Origin of the sequence: Micromonospora sp. NBC_01655 (genome assembly GCF_026339755.1) — a bacterium.
GTDB lineage: Bacteria > Actinomycetota > Actinomycetes > Mycobacteriales > Micromonosporaceae > Micromonospora.
In genome coordinates, this window is record NZ_JAPEQF010000001.1 from 6,776,096 (window position 1) to 6,790,187 (window position 14,092).

Sequence of the window (14,092 nt, forward strand, 5' to 3'; positions counted from 1 at the left end):
AGCCACTCTTTCCGTGAATCTGCGGCCCGGTCGAGGGCGGGTGGGTCAGGCGGTTTCGACGATCATGCCGGCGCCCACCGTGCGGTTGGTGGTCTCGTCGATGATCACGAAGCCGCCGGTGGTGCGGTTGCGGCGGTACTCGTCGGCGAGCAGCGGCACGGTGGTACGTAGCCGGACCCGGCCGATCTCGTTGAGCTTCAGCTCGGCGGCGGTCTCGTCGCGGTGTAGGGAGTTGATGTCGAGGCGGTAGTGCAGGCCCCGGACGATCGCCCGGGCCGTGCGGGTGGTGTGTTTGATGGCGTACTTGCCGCCGACCTGTAACGGGCGGGTCTCGTCCATCCAGCAGACCATCGCCTCGATGTCCTGCGCGACCGCGGGGGCGTTGTTCGGCCGGCAGATCATGTCACCGCGGGAGATGTCGATCTCGTCGGTGAGGCGGACCGTCACCGACATCGGCGGGAACGCCTCGTCCACCGGCCCGTCCGCGGTCTCCACCACGGCGATGCGGGAGGTGAACCCCGACGGCAGCACCATCACCTCGTCGCCGGGCTTCAACACCCCCGACGCGACCTGACCCGCGTACCCCCGGTAGTCGGTCACCGTCGTGGACTGCGGCCGGATCACGTACTGCACCGGGAACCGCACGTCCTGCAGGTTACGGTCCGAGGCGATGTGCACCCGCTCCAGATGATGCAACAACGACGGCCCGTCATACCACGGCATGTTCTCCGACCGGGACACGATGTTGTCGCCCCGCAACGCCGACACCGGCACCACCGTCAGATCCGGCACGTCCAACTTCGCCGCGAACGCCGTGAACTCGTCCGCGATCGCCTCGAACACCGCCTGGTCGAAGTCCACCAGGTCCATCTTGTTCACACACAACACCAGGTGCGGCACCCGCAACAACGAACACAGGAACGCATGCCTACGCGACTGCTCCACCAAACCCTTACGCGCGTCCACCAGGATCAACGCCAGATCCGCCGTCGACGCACCCGTCACCATGTTCCGCGTGTACTGAATATGCCCCGGCGTGTCCGCGATGATGAACTTCCGCCGCGGCGTCGCGAAATACCGGTACGCCACATCGATCGTGATGCCCTGCTCCCGCTCCGCCCGCAACCCATCGGTCAACAACGCCAGATTCGTGTACTCGTCCCCCCGCGCCGCCGACACCGCCTCCACCGCGGCCAACTGGTCGGTGAACAACGACTTCGTGTCATACAACAAACGGCCGATCAACGTCGACTTACCGTCATCGACGCTACCCGCGGTCGCGAACCGCAACAGATCCATCGGCCGAGCCGACGCATCAACCTCGACGCCCACAGTGTCGATGCCCATCAGAAGTAACCCTCCCGCTTACGGTCCTCCATCGCGGCCTCACTCACCCGATCATCACCCCGGGTGGCACCCCGCTCGGTGACCCGCGTCGCGGCCACCTCCTCGATCACCAACTCCACACTGTCCGCGTCCGACCGCACCGCCGCCGTACACGACGCGTCCCCCACCGTCCGATACCGCACCCGCGCCTTGAACCGCTCCTCACCCACCCGCGGCCGAAAAAACTCGTTCACCGCATACAACATCCCATCCCGCTCCACCACCTCACGCTCATGCGCAAAATAGATCGACGGCAACGGAATCACCTCCCGAGCGATGTAGTGCCACACATCCAACTCGGTCCAGTTCGACAACGGAAACACCCGAATCGACTCACCCGGATGATGCCGACCGTTGTACAACGACCACAACTCCGGACGCTGATTCTTCGGATCCCACTGCCCAAACTCGTCCCGGAACGAGAACACCCGCTCCTTCGCCCGCGCCTTCTCCTCATCCCGCCGCGCCCCACCAAACAAAGCATCGAACCGATGCTTCTCCACCGCATCCAACAACACCGGCGTCTGAACCCGGTTCCGCGTCCCGTCCGCCGCCTCCCGCACCATCCCCCGCGCCAACGCCTCCGGCACACTCGCCACGATCAACTGCAAACCCAACTCGGCCACCCGACGATCCCGATACTCCAAGACCTCCGGAAAGTTGTGACCCGTGTCGACATGCATCACCGGAAACGGAATGTTCCCCGGCGCGAACGCCTTCTGCGCCAACCGCAACATCACGATCGAGTCCTTACCACCGGAGAACAGCAACACCGGCCGCTCCATCTCCGCCACCACCTCACGCATCACGAACACACTCTCCGCCTCCAGGGCATCGAGGTGTGAGACCTGGTACGCGGCGGGGGTGGTCATGACACGGCCTCGATTCGCTCGGATCCGCCCATGGGATTCCAGACCTTTCCGGTCGGACACGTAAAGAAGAAGCTCAGGCTACCCGGCATGCCTCTGCAGCGCTGCAAGCAACCGGCTGGCGAGATCCTTGCGGCAGACCAGCAGGTCGGGCAGGCGCGGATCAGCCTCGTTGTATTTCAGCGCAGAACCGTCGATTCGGGAAGCATGCAGTCCGGTGGCCGTCGCCACAGCCACCGGGGCGGCCGAGTCCCACTCGTACTGGCCGCCGGCGTGGATGTACGCGTCGACCTCACCGGTCACCACCGCGGCGATCTTCGCCCCCGCCGAGCCCATCGGAACCAGATGAGCGCCGACGTCCTCCGCCAGATCGGTCAGGAAAACCGGCGGACGGCTACGACTGGCCGCCAACCGGATGGTCCGCCCACCGCCCGCGGTCGCCGCTTCCAGGGTCATCGGCGGGTACGCCGGCGGGTGGTCCGTGCCCAGCACCCGGTGCTGCGCCGGAAGCCCGACAGCGCCGGCCACCAGGCCGTGCGGGGTGACCCCGTTGCGCGCCCAGAGCGCCACGTGCACCGCCCAGTCCGAGCGGCCCTCCTCGGCGAACTCCCGCGTCCCGTCCAGCGGGTCGACGATCCACACCCGGTCGGCGGTCAGCCGGGACACCGCCCCGGCGTTCACCTCCGCCGCCCAGGCCAGCCGCGAGCCCTCGTCCTCCTCGGAGAGGACCGCGTCCCCCGGGCGCCACTTCGCCAGCTCCGTCCGGATCAGGTCGTGCGAGACCTTGTCCCCGGCCGACTTCAACGCCCCCGGGTCGGCGAAGCCCAACTCCGTCCGCAGGCCCAGCAGCGCCTGCCCCGCCTGGGCCGCCAACCACCGGGCGAACGCGCCGTCGATCATCGGAGGACTGCCCACAACTCGCTCCCGTCGCCTCGCCGGCGACCCGGGCCGCCGGCCGCGGTTCGCCCGAAAGGCGCAGACTACCGGCCCCGCCCCGGTGGCCCGCGTACGCCCCGCCCGGGTCAGGCCCCGTGGTACAGGTTCTGGGTCGGCTCCACGCCCCGGGTGATCACCGACTCCACCACGTCCGCCGCCCGGTCGAGCAGGAACTCCAGCTCCTTGCGCTCGGCGGCGGAGAAGTCCGACAGCACGTAGTCCGCCGGGTCCTGCCGGCCCGGGGGCCGGCCGATGCCGAACCGCACCCGGACGTAGTCCTTCGTGCCCAACGACTTCGACATCGAGCGCAGCCCGTTGTGCCCGCCCTCGCCGCCGCCGCACTTCACCCGCAACTGCCCGTAGTCGATGTCCAGCTCGTCATGGATGGCGATCACCCGGCCCGGGGGCACCTTGTGGAACTGCGCCAGCCCGGCCACCGGCCCGCCGGAGAGGTTCATGTACGTCAGCGGCTTCGCCAGCACCAGCTTCGGGCCGCCGAACCCGAGCCGCCCCTCGGCGACCTCCGCCACCGCCCGCCGGTGCCGGCCGAACTTCCCGCCCACCCGGGCGGCCAGCAGGTCGGCCACCATGAAGCCGACGTTGTGCCGGTTGCCCGCGTACTCCCGACCGGGGTTGCCCAGGCCGACCACCAGCCACGGCCCCGCCTCGTCCGTCACGCCACGCCCCTCCCGCTCTCAGCGTCGCCCACCGCGGCCGTCCTGACCCGACGACCATCCCGATACGCCGACAGGCGCCCCCGACCTCGGGAGCGCCTGTCGCACGGAACGCGGACCGGTCAGGCCTCGGTCTTCGCCTCGGCCGGGGCCTGCTCGCCCTCGGCGGCCGGGGCCTCGGCACCCTCTGCGGTCTCCTCGCCGACCTCGGCCTCGGCCTCGGCGGCGGCCTCCTCGACCTCGGGGAGGGTGGCCTCAAGCTGCTCGGCGGTCGGGGCGGCGGTCACCGCGGCGACCGACAGCTCCGGGTCGGCGACCAGCTCCACGCCGGCCGGCAGCGCCACGTCGGCGGCGGTGACCTGGGTGCCGGCCTCCAGACCCTCGATCGACGCCTCCAGGTGGTCCGGCACCTTGGTGGCGTCGGCGGTCACCGTGAGGGTGTCGTGGTCGTGCACGATCAGCGTGTTCTTGGCGGCCTCGCCGGTGAGCTGGACCGGAACCTCGACGGTGACCTTCTCGCCACGGCGGACCAGCAGCAGGTCGACGTGCTCGAAGCTGTCCTTGATCGGGTCCCGCTGGATCGCCTTCGGCAGCGCCAGCACCTGCGTGCCGTCGCTGACCTCGATCGCGAAGAGCTGGTTGGCGCCGCCCTTGCGGATCGCGGCGGCGAACTCACGCGCGGGCAGCGCGATGTGCTTGGGCTTCTCGCCGTGACCGTAAAGCACGGCGGGCACCAGGCCGGCCCGGCGGGTACGACGGGCACCACCCTTGCCGAACTCGGTACGGGGCTCGGCGCTGATCTTTACCTCGGACACGGGGAAACTCCTGATGCTTGCTGCGGCGGCTTGTCGACTGGCGGTGCTGGGGCGAGGGGCTCGCTGGGGCTCATGCGTCATGAACGACTGCCCGGAGCACCGCGTCGATGACGGTGCATCCGTGCGGCGCTTTTCAGCGGCCCGCCGGGCACCCTCGCCGTGGCAACCGCAACAGTCTACCCGAGTTGATTACGCCCCTGACGGCAGTCCCCGCCTCTGCCGTCCGGAGGAGCAAAAACGCCCAGCGGACGCCGGTCCGGCGCGCGGTCGGACACGGTCCGGACGCCCTGTCGTAGTCAACCCGACGTCCACGCGCCGGCCGTGGGACGACGGCCGGCGCGCGGGCCGGCCGTCAGCTCAGGCCGCCGAAGAGGGTGGTCACCGACCCGTCGTCGAAGACCTCCCGGATCGCCCGGGCCAGCAGCGGCGCGATCGACAGCACAGTGATCTTGTCGAGCTGCTTCTCGGACGGCAGCGGCAGCGTGTTGGTCACCACGACCTCGGTGATCGGGCTGTTCTTCAGCCGCTCGGCCGCCGGATCGGACAGCAGCGCGTGGGTGGACGCCACGACGATCTCCGCCGCCCCGGACTCCTTGAGGATCTCGGCGGCCTTGGTGATCGTGCCGCCGGTGTCGATCATGTCGTCGACGATCAGGCAGACCCGGCCCTCCACCTCGCCGACCACCCGGTTCGCCACCACCTGGTTCGGCTTGAGCGGATCCCGGGTCTTGTGGATGAACGCCAGCGGGCAGCCGCCCAGCCGGTCCGTCCACCGCTCCGCCACCCGCACCCGGCCCGAGTCCGGCGCCACCACCGTCATCGGCCGACCGGCGAACTTGCGCTCCACGTACTCGGCCAGCACGTCCATCGCGAACAGGTGGTCCACCGGGCCGTCGAAGAAGCCCTGGATCTGCGCGGTGTGCAGGTCCACCGTCAGGATCCGGTTCGCGCCCGCGGTCTTCAGCAGGTCCGCCACCAGCCGCGCCGAGATCGGCTCCCGGCCGCGGTGCTTCTTGTCCTGCCGCGCGTACGGATAGAACGGCAGGACAACGGTGATCCGCTTGGCCGAGCCGCGCTTCAACGCGTCGATCATGATCAGGGTCTCCATGACCCAGGTGTTGACCCCGTGCGTGACGGACTGCACCACGAAGGCGTCCGAACCGCGCACCGAGTCCTTGAACCGTACGAAGATCTCCCCGTTCGCGAACTCGTACGCGTCGGCGGGCGTCGGCGCGATGCCGAGCACCTCGCCGATCTCCTTGGCCAGCTCCGGAAAGCCACGTCCGGAGAAGAGCATCAGGCTTTTGCGGTTTTCGGCGACGATGCTGCCCATGGGCCCGTCTGCTCCCGTTGGTCGGTGGTCCCGGCTGCGGTGTGGCCGGGACTATTCGGTTGCAGTATCTCCCCCGCCGAACGGCCGTCGAACCGCCTCGGCGCCCCCGTGGATTGCCTCACCTTCCCTTGCGGCCCATCAGGCCTCCGACGCATCCTCCGGCGCTTCCGCCGCAGCTCGGCGGGCTCGCTCAGCCGCCTCCGCCGAGGCGGTGCCGGGCCGCCTCCGAGCCACCCAGCCCTCGATGCTGCGCTGCGGCGCCCGGGTCACCCCGAGCGCGCCCGGCGGCACGTCCTGGCTGATCGCGCTGCCCGCCGCGACGTACGCGCCCGGGCCGACCTCCACCGGGGCGATCAGGCTGGTGTCACAGCCGACGAACGCCGCCTCCCCGACCGTGGTGCGGTGCTTGTTGACCCCGTCGTAGTTCACGAAGATCGTCGCCGCGCCGATGTTGGCCCGCGCCCCGATCGTCGCGTCACCCACGTACGACAGGTGCGGCACCTTCGCGCCCGGGCCGATCTCCGAGTTCTTCACCTCGACGAAGGTGCCGACCTTGGCCTTCTCGGCCAGCTTCGCCGCCGGCCGCAGGTACGCGTACGGCCCGACGCTGGCCCCCGGGCCGACCTCGGCGTCGACGGCGTGGCTGCGCAGCACGGTCGCTCCCGGGCCGACCACCGTGTCGATCAGGGTCACGTCCGGGCCGACCACGGCCTCGGCGCCCACCACGGTCCCGCCGCGTAGCTGCGTGTTCTGGTCGATCACCGCGTCCCGGTCCACCGCGACCGTCACGTCGATCCAGGTCGTCGCCGGGTCCAGGATGCTGACCCCGGTACGCATCCACCCCTCGTTGACCCGGTCGCGCAGCAGCCGGCGCAGCGCCGCCAACTCGACCCGGTCGTTGCAGCCCAGCGTCTCGACGTGGTCGGCGGCCACGTGCACCGCCACCGGCTCGGCGGCGGTGACGAGCAGGCCGAAGACGTCGGTGAGGTACTCCTCACCCTGGTCGTTGTCGGCGGAGAGCTTGCCCAGCGAGGCCCGCAGCCGCGCCGCGTCGAACGCGTAGATGCCGGCGTTGATCTCACGCAGCGCGCGCTGGGCGGGGGTGGCGTCGCGCTCCTCGACGATCTGCTCCAGCCGACCCGCCGCGTCCCGGACGATTCGCCCCAGTCCGGTCGGGTCGGGCACCTCGGCGGCCAGCACCGTGGCCGCGGCACCCGCGCCCTCGTGCGCCTCGACCAGGGCGGCAACCGTCTCGGCGCGGAGCAGCGGCACGTCGCCGTTGATCACCACCACGGTCCCGGCGGCGTCCGGCACCGCGTCCAGCGCGATCCGGACCGCGTGGCCGGTGCCGAGCTGCTCGGCCTGGAGCACCGGGGTAGCCGCCGGGGCGACCTCGGCCAGGTGTGCCCGGACCTGGTCCGCGCCGTGCCCGACCACCACGATGGTCCGGTCGGCCGCGAGCGGCGCGGCGGCGGTCAGCACGTGGCCGAGCAGGGTCCGGCCGAGCAGCGGATGCAGCACCTTGGGCAGCGCCGACTTCATCCGCTTGCCCTCCCCGGCGGCGAGCACGACGACAGTGCGGTGGTGGAGCTGGGACACGACGTGCTCCCGTCGGGACGGCGACAGTCTCGCGGCCATGCTAACCACGCAATGGCGGCAGTACAGCGGAAGCTCCCGGGAGAGGATTCGAACCCCTATAATCAGGACCAAAACCTGACGTCCTGCCATTAGACGACCCGGGACGGTCTAAACGGGCAAACCAAGCGGTCGGCAGACCCCTACACCTTAGCGTCCCGAGCCCTCTGCGCCATCGCCCATTCCCCCTCATGATCCGTCCGGTCCTCCATCACAGCCGGCGCGGCACTCCGGCGGCACTCCGCGCTGCCCGGAGGCATCCACGTACGAAACTGTCCCGTGCGGCCGACAGGGCCTTAAGTTACGGTGACGTAGGCGTAACTTCGTGACCATGCCGTCCCGCTGCGAGGTGCCATGTCGACCGCCCCGCTCGAACCCCACCCCTCCGGTCCGAAGCCCCTGACCCAGGGCGCCCAGTCCCCCGGCATCCTGATCGCCCTCTGGGCGTTCGTGGTCGTCCCGTTCCTGGCCCTGGTCGCCGCGGTCCCGGTCGCCTGGGGCGGCTGGCTGAGCTGGACCGACGTGGCGGTGGCCAGTTTCTGGTACGTCGTGTCCGGGCTGGGCATCACGGTCGGCTACCACCGCTACTTCACCCACGGCTCGTTCAGGGCCCGCCCGGGGCTGCGGGCGGCGCTGGCGGTGGCGGGCTCCTTCGCGGTGCAGGGCGAGATCATCCAGTGGGTCGCCGACCACCGGCGGCACCACGCCTACTCCGACCTGGAGGGCGATCCGCACTCGCCGTGGCGCTTCGGCGAGAGCGTCCGGGGCCTGACGAAGGGCCTGTTCCACGCGCACGTCGGCTGGTTGTTCGGCCGGGAACTGTCCAACCGGGAGCGGTTCGCCCCGGACCTGCTCGCCGACCGGACGACCCGGCGGGTGGACCGGCTCTTCCCGGCCCTGGTGGTGGTCTCGGTGCTGGGCCCGGCGCTGACGGGTGGGCTGCTCGCCCGGTCCTGGCAGGGCGCGCTGACCGCGCTGTTCTGGGGCGGGCTGGTACGGATCTCGCTGCTGCACCACGTCACCTGGTCGATCAACTCGGTCTGCCACGTGTACGGCGAGCGCCCCTTCGCCATGCGCCAGGGGGACCGGGCGGCCAACTTCTGGCCGCTGGCGATCCTGTCGTTCGGCGAGAGCTGGCACAACCTGCACCACGCCGACCCGACCAGCGCCCGGCACGGCGTGCTGCGCGGCCAGGTCGACATCTCGGCCCGGGTGATCTGGCTGTTCGAGAAGACCGGGGCGGCCTGGGCGGTGCGCTGGCCGAAGCCGGAGCGGATCGCGGCCAGGCTGGTCGGTCCCGAGCGGGGCCCCGCCGAGCGGGTCGAACCGGCGGGCCCGCGGCGGGTGGAGCCGGTCGCCCGGCGGTAGACCGGTCGGTGGGGATCGCGGCAGCCTGGCAGGATGGCCAGATGACCGAGGGCAGCGGGAGCAGCGCGGGCGACGCCCGGCGGCCCGGCGGCCCGGACCCCGGGTCCGGCCCGGGTACGGTCGGACGACGCGGCGACACCGTCCCGGTGCCGGACGGGCCGGCGGCGTGAACAGCGGAGGCAGCGGCATCCCACGACAGGGCGTCCCCGAGCGCCGGCGAGGTGACGACATGGTGGACGGTCCGGTCGACGAGGGCAACACACGCGGTCGGCGGCGGCCGGTTGCGGCGGCGGCGGGCAAGCCGCCCTCGCGGGTGCGGATGTCGGCGGCGCAGCGGCGTGAGCAGTTGATCTCGATCGGCCGGCAACTGTTCGCCGAACGCGGCTTCGACGCGACCTCGATCGAGGAGGTGGCGGCCCGGGCGAAGGTCTCCAAGCCGGTGATCTACGAGCACTTCGGCGGCAAGGAGGGGCTCTACGCGGTGGTGGTGGACCGGGAGGTCCGGGCCCTGCTGGACCGGATCACCACGGCCCTGACCGCCGGCCATCCGCGGGAGCTGCTGGAGCAGGCGGCGATGGCCCTGCTCGGGTACATCGAGGAGGAGACCAGCGGCTTCCGGGTGCTGGTCCGGGAGTCGCCGGTGATGTCCGCGACGGGCAACTTCAGCAGCGTGATGAACGACGTCGCGCACCAGGTCGAGCACATCCTCGGCGCCGAGTTCAAGACCCGGGGTTACGACCCGAAGCTGGCCGAACTCTACTCGCAGGCCCTCGTCGGGATGGTGGCCCTGACGGGGCGCTGGTGGCTGGAGGTGCGCAAGCCGCGTAAGGAGACGGTGGCCGCGCACCTGGTCAACCTGGCCTGGAACGGGTTGTCGCACCTGGACGCGAAGCCGACCCTGATCACGGCGAAGGGCCGGTGACCGGGGCCCGGGGCGGCCGGGTTCAGCGGCCCCCGGGGACGGCTGCCCGGCGGCGCCGGCGTTCGGCCTCGGCGTGCTCGGGCGGGCCGATCTTGTCGTAGAGGCCGGTGGCCAGGAGCACCAGACCGAACAGCAGCGACACGACGACGGTGGACATCGAGAAGTTGAGGAAGTTCGCCGAGGTCTGTAGGACGGACATCATCAGCACGCCGGTGACCAGGAAGACCACCCCGGCGGTCAGGTTCATGTAGTGGCCGAGGTTGGTGCGCCGGGACGCGCCGATGATCAGCACGAGCCCGAAGATCACCGAGACCAGCGAGAACGCGAGGTTGGTGCGTAGGCCGAGGGCCCAGGTGCTGCCCCGGTTGAACAGCCCTTCGCCCCAGGTCACGGCCACTCCCCAGACGCCGAAGACCAGGATGTAGAGCCCGATGAGCCCGGCGAGTGCGCGGTAGAGCGGTCGCGCCGGGTGGTTGACCGGAACATGCGCCATGACTCCTCCGTCCGGATGTACCCGTTCGGAAGAATTGTCGCCTGGGTGGACGCCGGATGCGGGCCGAACCGCCGGGCGGGGACCGCCGACCGACGATCCCGCCCGGCGGGTACCCGGTCAGAGGACGAGCCGGGCCTTCTGCCATGCCTCGTTCTCCTCGTCGGTGCCGACCTTGCCGTACATGGCGACCATCAGCAGCACCAGCGAGAGGGTCAGCACCACGATGTCGGTGAAGATGGTGAAGTTGAAGATGTTGGCGTCGGTGTGCAGGAAGGCCAGCTCGGCCAGGCCGAGGACCATGAGCACGTACGCCAGCCACTGGTTGATCACGACGTCGAGGTTGCGACCGATCCCGGTGCCGGCCAGGATCACGACGCCCAGCAGGATGCTGAGCAGCGAGAATCCGAGATTGGTCCCCTGGCCGAGCACCTTCGTGTCATCCTGGGCGAGGACGTCGTTGCCGGCGCTCGCGATGAGGCCGAGCACTCCGAAGACCACGAAGTACAGACCAACGAGCCCGCCGATCGCCCGGTAGATCGGCCGCGCGGGGTGGTTGACGGGGGTGTGGGCCATGTCTGAGTCTCCAAGACCGTGCGGGTGAGGGGTCACCTGCGATTGTCCCGCACGGCGGGCTGTGACGCCGCACACCCCCCACCCGAGGCCGGCTCGCCTTCGGGACGCCGGCCGGCTCAGTTCCCGGGAACCTGCTCGGCGAGGGCCAGCCAGGTCTCCTCGACCTGTTCCCGTTCGGCCCGCACGTCCTTGAGCTGGGCGTCCAGCTCGGCGACCCTGGCGTAGTCGGTGGCGTTGGCGGCGAACTGGTCGAGCAGCGCCGCCTCCTTCTGGTCCAGCTTGCCGATCTGGCGTTCGAGCCGGGTGAGCTCCTTCTTCGCCTGCCGGGCCTCGGCGGCGGACATCCCGTCGGCCGCCGGGGTGGTGGGCGCCCCGGCGGTCGGGGTGTCGGTCACCGCCGGCTCCCGGTTCGCGGCCCGGGCAAGGTACTCGTCGACGCCGCCGGGCAGGTGCACCAGCCGGCCGTCGCCGAACATCCCGTACGCCGATTCGGTGACCCGCTCGATGAGGTACCGGTCGTGGCTGGCCACGATGACGGTTCCGGGCCAGGAGTCGAGCAGGTCCTCCAGCGCGGCGAGGGTGTCGGTGTCCAGGTCGTTGGTGGGCTCGTCGAAGAGGAGCACGTTGGGCTCGCCGGCGAGCAGCCGGAGCATCTGGAGCCGGCGGCGCTCACCGCCGGAGAGGTCGCTGACCGGGGTCCAGAGCCGTCGGTCGTCGAAGCCGAAGACCTCGGCGAGCTGGGCGGCGGAGACCTCCCGGTCGCCGAGCTGCACCCGGCGGGCGACCTCCTCGACGGCTTCGAGGACGCGCAGGTGGCCGGGCAGCTCGGCCAGTTCCTGGGAGAGGAACGCGGGCCGGACGGTGGAGCCGGTGGCGAACCGTCCGCCGTCGGGGCGGGTGATGCCGGCCAGCAGCCGCAGCAGGGTGGTCTTGCCGGCGCCGTTGCGGCCGAGGATGGCGATCCGGTCACCGGGGCCGACATGCCAGGTGGCGTCGTGCAGGATCTCCTTCGGGCCGGCGCACAGCCGGACGCCCTCCAGGTCGTACACCTGCTTGCCGAGCCGGGCGGTGGCGAGCCGTTGCAGCGACATGGTGTCGCGCGCCGGCGGCACGTCGGCGATCAGCGCGTTGGCGGCGTCGATGCGGAACTGCGGCTTGGAGGTCCGGGCGGGCGGGCCGCGACGCAGCCAGGCGATCTCCTTGCGGAGCAGGTTCTGCCGGCGGGCCTCGGTGGCGGCGGCGACCCGCTCCCGCTCGACGCGGGCCAGGGTCCAGGCGGCGAAGCCGCCCTCGTACGCCCGGACGGTCTGGTCGGCGACCTCCCAGGTGGCGGTGCAGACCGCGTCGAGGAACCACCGGTCGTGGGTGACCACGACGAGGGCGCCCTTGCGGCCGACCAGGTGCTTCGCCAGCCAGTCGACGCCACCGACGTCGAGGTGGTTGGTGGGCTCGTCGAGGATGAGCAGGTCGGAGTCGCGGACCAGCAGGGCGGCGAGGGCGACCCGGCGGCGCTCGCCCCCGGACATCGGGCCGACGGGCTGGTCGAGGCCCAGGTACGGCATGCCGAGGCCGGCGAGGATGCCGCGGACCCCGGCGTCGCCGGCCCACTCGTGCTCGGCGCCCATGCTCTCGGCGAGCCAGGCGGTGCCGAGCACCACGTCCCGGACGGTGGCCTCGGGGGCGAGCTGAAGGGCCTGCGGCAGCCACAGGACGCGCAGGTCACGGCGGTGGGTGACCCGGCCGTCGTCCGGTTCCTCCTGCTTGGTGAGCAGCCGCAGCAGGGTGGACTTGCCAGCGCCGTTGAGGCCGACCACGCCGATCCGGTCGGCGTCGTCGAGGCCGAGCGAGACGTCGGTGAGCAGCGGCCCGGCGGCGCCGTACCCCTTGGACACCCGGTCCAGGTTGACGATGTTGGCCACGACCCCACCTCTCATGATCAAGGCGTCCCGGTGCCGGCGGGCACCTGGGGACGCCTGGCCTCCAAGGGTACGCGGGCGTTCCGGTCCGCCCCGGCGGGCGTACGCCTCAGCCGATCCGCGCGCCGGGCACCGGGCCGTGCGCGGTGCGCGCCTGGCGGCACACCCCGGCGGTCGCCAGCTCGGCGGCGATCCGCTCGGCGTCGTCGGCGTTCGTGGCGAGGAACACACAGGTCGGCCCGGAGCCGGAGACGATGCCGGCGAGCGCCCCGGCGGCCTCGCCGGCCTTCAGGGTGCCGGCCAGGGACGGGCGCATGGCGAGCGCGGCGTCCTGGAGGTCGTTGCCGAGGGCGGCGGCGAGCACCCGGGGGTCCCGCTGGCGCAGCGCCGCGAACAGCCCGTCGGTGCTGCCCAGCGGCGGGCCGGCGGCCCCGGCGTCGCGGAGCCGGTCGAGTTCGGCGTACGCGGCGGGGGTGGACAGCCCGCCGTCGGCGATGGCGACCACCCAGTGCCAGGAGGTGGGGCGGGCCAGCACGGGGCTGACCGCCTCGCCCCGGCCGGTGCCGAGCGCGGTGCCGCCGTGGATCAGGAACGGCACGTCGGAGCCGAGGTCGGCGGCGATCCCGGCCAGCTCGTCGCGGGACAGCCCGGTGCCCCAGAGGGCGTCGCAGGCGACCAGCGCGGCGGCGGCGTCGGCGCTGCCGCCGGCCAGCCCGCCGGCGAGCGGGATCTGCTTGCGCAGGTGCAGCCGGGCGTGCGGCGGGACGCCCGCGTACCCGGCGAGGGCGTGGGCGGCCCGGATGGCCAGGTTGGTGTCGTCCAGGGCCAGCTCGCCGGCGCCCTCCCCCTCCATGGTCAGGGTGAGGGTGTCGCCCCGGCGGGCGGTGAGCTCGTCGTAGATGGAGATGGCGTGGTAGACGGTGTTCAGCTCGTGGTAGCCGTCCCGGCGCAGCGGGCCCACCCCGAGGTGCAGGTTGACCTTGGCGGGCACCCGCACCCGGACCGGGCCGCTGGCTCCGCGCCGCTGCTGGTCGTCATCGTCGTCCGGTCGCCAGGCCTCGGTCACGGGGCGATGTCCCGCAGGCGCAGGCGGATGTCGAACGGCTTGGTCACGATCAGCTCCTCGGCGGAGTCGGCGGCCGGCGGCGAACCGGCCGTCAGCCAGGTCGTAC

The 14,092-nt window shown here is 71.5% G+C and carries 13 protein-coding genes, 1 tRNA gene and 1 pseudogene; 3 read left to right on the forward strand and 12 right to left on the reverse strand.

What is annotated here, in order from left to right; translation table 11 throughout:
• Positions 1–45 precede the first annotated feature (45 nt).
• The 8 genes and pseudogenes from cysN to OOK41_RS29875 form a co-directional block, all read right to left on the reverse strand.
• Positions 46–1,347: a sulfate adenylyltransferase subunit CysN gene (gene cysN / locus OOK41_RS29840; RefSeq protein WP_266267488.1), complete on the reverse strand. Its 1,302-nt coding sequence runs from the start codon at positions 1,345–1,347 to the stop codon at positions 46–48.
• Positions 1,347–2,258 carry a sulfate adenylyltransferase subunit CysD gene (gene cysD, locus OOK41_RS29845; RefSeq protein WP_266267489.1) on the reverse strand — a complete coding sequence of 304 codons (912 nt, stop codon included), beginning with the start codon at positions 2,256–2,258 and terminating at the stop codon, positions 1,347–1,349. Before cysD ends, cysN begins: the two co-directional genes overlap by 1 nt.
• A gap of 78 nt (positions 2,259–2,336) precedes the next feature.
• Entirely contained in the window at positions 2,337–3,155 is an 819-nt protein-coding gene (locus tag OOK41_RS29850; RefSeq protein ID WP_117673247.1) for an inositol monophosphatase family protein, read from the reverse strand.
• Between the two features lie 122 nt (positions 3,156–3,277).
• The gene (gene pth, locus OOK41_RS29855) at positions 3,278–3,868 is read right to left on the reverse strand and encodes an aminoacyl-tRNA hydrolase (protein ID WP_117673249.1); all 591 of its coding nucleotides are present in this window, start codon (positions 3,866–3,868) and stop codon (positions 3,278–3,280) included.
• 119 nt (positions 3,869–3,987) lie between these two features.
• The gene (locus OOK41_RS29860; protein WP_266267490.1) at positions 3,988–4,680 is read right to left on the reverse strand and encodes a 50S ribosomal protein L25/general stress protein Ctc; all 693 of its coding nucleotides are present in this window, start codon (positions 4,678–4,680) and stop codon (positions 3,988–3,990) included.
• Positions 4,681–5,032: 352 nt separating this feature from the next.
• A complete protein-coding gene (locus OOK41_RS29865) occupies positions 5,033–6,013 on the reverse strand; it encodes a ribose-phosphate diphosphokinase (protein ID WP_117673252.1) in 981 nt (326 codons plus the stop codon).
• A 51-nt stretch (positions 6,014–6,064) separates the two neighbouring features.
• Positions 6,065–7,651: pseudogene (glmU, locus tag OOK41_RS29870) on the reverse strand (bifunctional UDP-N-acetylglucosamine diphosphorylase/glucosamine-1-phosphate N-acetyltransferase GlmU).
• A gap of 33 nt (positions 7,652–7,684) precedes the next feature.
• A tRNA-Gln gene (locus OOK41_RS29875) sits at positions 7,685–7,755 on the reverse strand.
• 247 nt (positions 7,756–8,002) lie between these two features.
• Here OOK41_RS29875 and OOK41_RS29880 point away from each other — a divergent pair.
• From OOK41_RS29880 to OOK41_RS29890, 3 genes are read left to right on the forward strand one after another with little or no spacing between them, the layout of a single operon-like run.
• Positions 8,003–9,016 carry an acyl-CoA desaturase gene (locus OOK41_RS29880; RefSeq protein ID WP_266267491.1) on the forward strand — a complete coding sequence of 338 codons (1,014 nt, stop codon included), beginning with the start codon at positions 8,003–8,005 and terminating at the stop codon, positions 9,014–9,016.
• A 41-nt stretch (positions 9,017–9,057) separates the two neighbouring features.
• Positions 9,058–9,186 carry a hypothetical protein gene (locus OOK41_RS29885; protein WP_266267492.1) on the forward strand — a complete coding sequence of 43 codons (129 nt, stop codon included), beginning with the start codon at positions 9,058–9,060 and terminating at the stop codon, positions 9,184–9,186.
• Between the two features lie 59 nt (positions 9,187–9,245).
• Complete coding sequence (locus tag OOK41_RS29890; RefSeq protein ID WP_117673258.1) at positions 9,246–9,938, forward strand: TetR/AcrR family transcriptional regulator; 693 nt, start codon at positions 9,246–9,248, stop codon at positions 9,936–9,938.
• A gap of 22 nt (positions 9,939–9,960) precedes the next feature.
• Here the strand turns inward: OOK41_RS29890 and OOK41_RS29895 are convergent, their stop codons facing one another.
• The 4 genes from OOK41_RS29895 to OOK41_RS29910 form a co-directional block, all read right to left on the reverse strand.
• Positions 9,961–10,431: a DUF4383 domain-containing protein gene (locus tag OOK41_RS29895; RefSeq protein WP_117673260.1), complete on the reverse strand. Its 471-nt coding sequence runs from the start codon at positions 10,429–10,431 to the stop codon at positions 9,961–9,963.
• A 117-nt stretch (positions 10,432–10,548) separates the two neighbouring features.
• Entirely contained in the window at positions 10,549–11,004 is a 456-nt protein-coding gene (locus OOK41_RS29900; protein WP_117673262.1) for a DUF4383 domain-containing protein, read from the reverse strand.
• A gap of 116 nt (positions 11,005–11,120) precedes the next feature.
• Entirely contained in the window at positions 11,121–12,923 is a 1,803-nt protein-coding gene (locus OOK41_RS29905) for an ABC-F family ATP-binding cassette domain-containing protein (RefSeq protein ID WP_266267493.1), read from the reverse strand.
• 106 nt (positions 12,924–13,029) lie between these two features.
• Positions 13,030–13,986: a 4-(cytidine 5'-diphospho)-2-C-methyl-D-erythritol kinase gene (locus OOK41_RS29910; protein ID WP_266267494.1), complete on the reverse strand. Its 957-nt coding sequence runs from the start codon at positions 13,984–13,986 to the stop codon at positions 13,030–13,032.
• Positions 13,987–14,092: the final 106 nt, after the last annotated feature.

What these genes read in the sequence shown, in the direction of transcription:
- OOK41_RS29885 (WP_266267492.1), top strand. Translation starts at nt 9,058, where the DNA reads ATGACCGAGGGCAGCGGGAGCAGCGCGGGCGACGCCCGGCGGCCCGGC.
- OOK41_RS29850 (WP_117673247.1), bottom strand. Translation starts at nt 3,155, where the DNA reads ATGATCGACGGCGCGTTCGCCCGGTGGTTGGCGGCCCAGGCGGGGCAG.
- OOK41_RS29880 (WP_266267491.1), top strand. Translation starts at nt 8,003, where the DNA reads ATGTCGACCGCCCCGCTCGAACCCCACCCCTCCGGTCCGAAGCCCCTG.
- OOK41_RS29895 (WP_117673260.1), bottom strand. Translation starts at nt 10,431, where the DNA reads ATGGCGCATGTTCCGGTCAACCACCCGGCGCGACCGCTCTACCGCGCA.
- OOK41_RS29865 (WP_117673252.1), bottom strand. Translation starts at nt 6,013, where the DNA reads ATGGGCAGCATCGTCGCCGAAAACCGCAAAAGCCTGATGCTCTTCTCC.
- cysN (WP_266267488.1), bottom strand. Translation starts at nt 1,347, where the DNA reads ATGGGCATCGACACTGTGGGCGTCGAGGTTGATGCGTCGGCTCGGCCG.
- OOK41_RS29900 (WP_117673262.1), bottom strand. Translation starts at nt 11,004, where the DNA reads ATGGCCCACACCCCCGTCAACCACCCCGCGCGGCCGATCTACCGGGCG.
- OOK41_RS29890 (WP_117673258.1), top strand. Translation starts at nt 9,246, where the DNA reads ATGGTGGACGGTCCGGTCGACGAGGGCAACACACGCGGTCGGCGGCGG.
- cysD (WP_266267489.1), bottom strand. Translation starts at nt 2,258, where the DNA reads ATGACCACCCCCGCCGCGTACCAGGTCTCACACCTCGATGCCCTGGAG.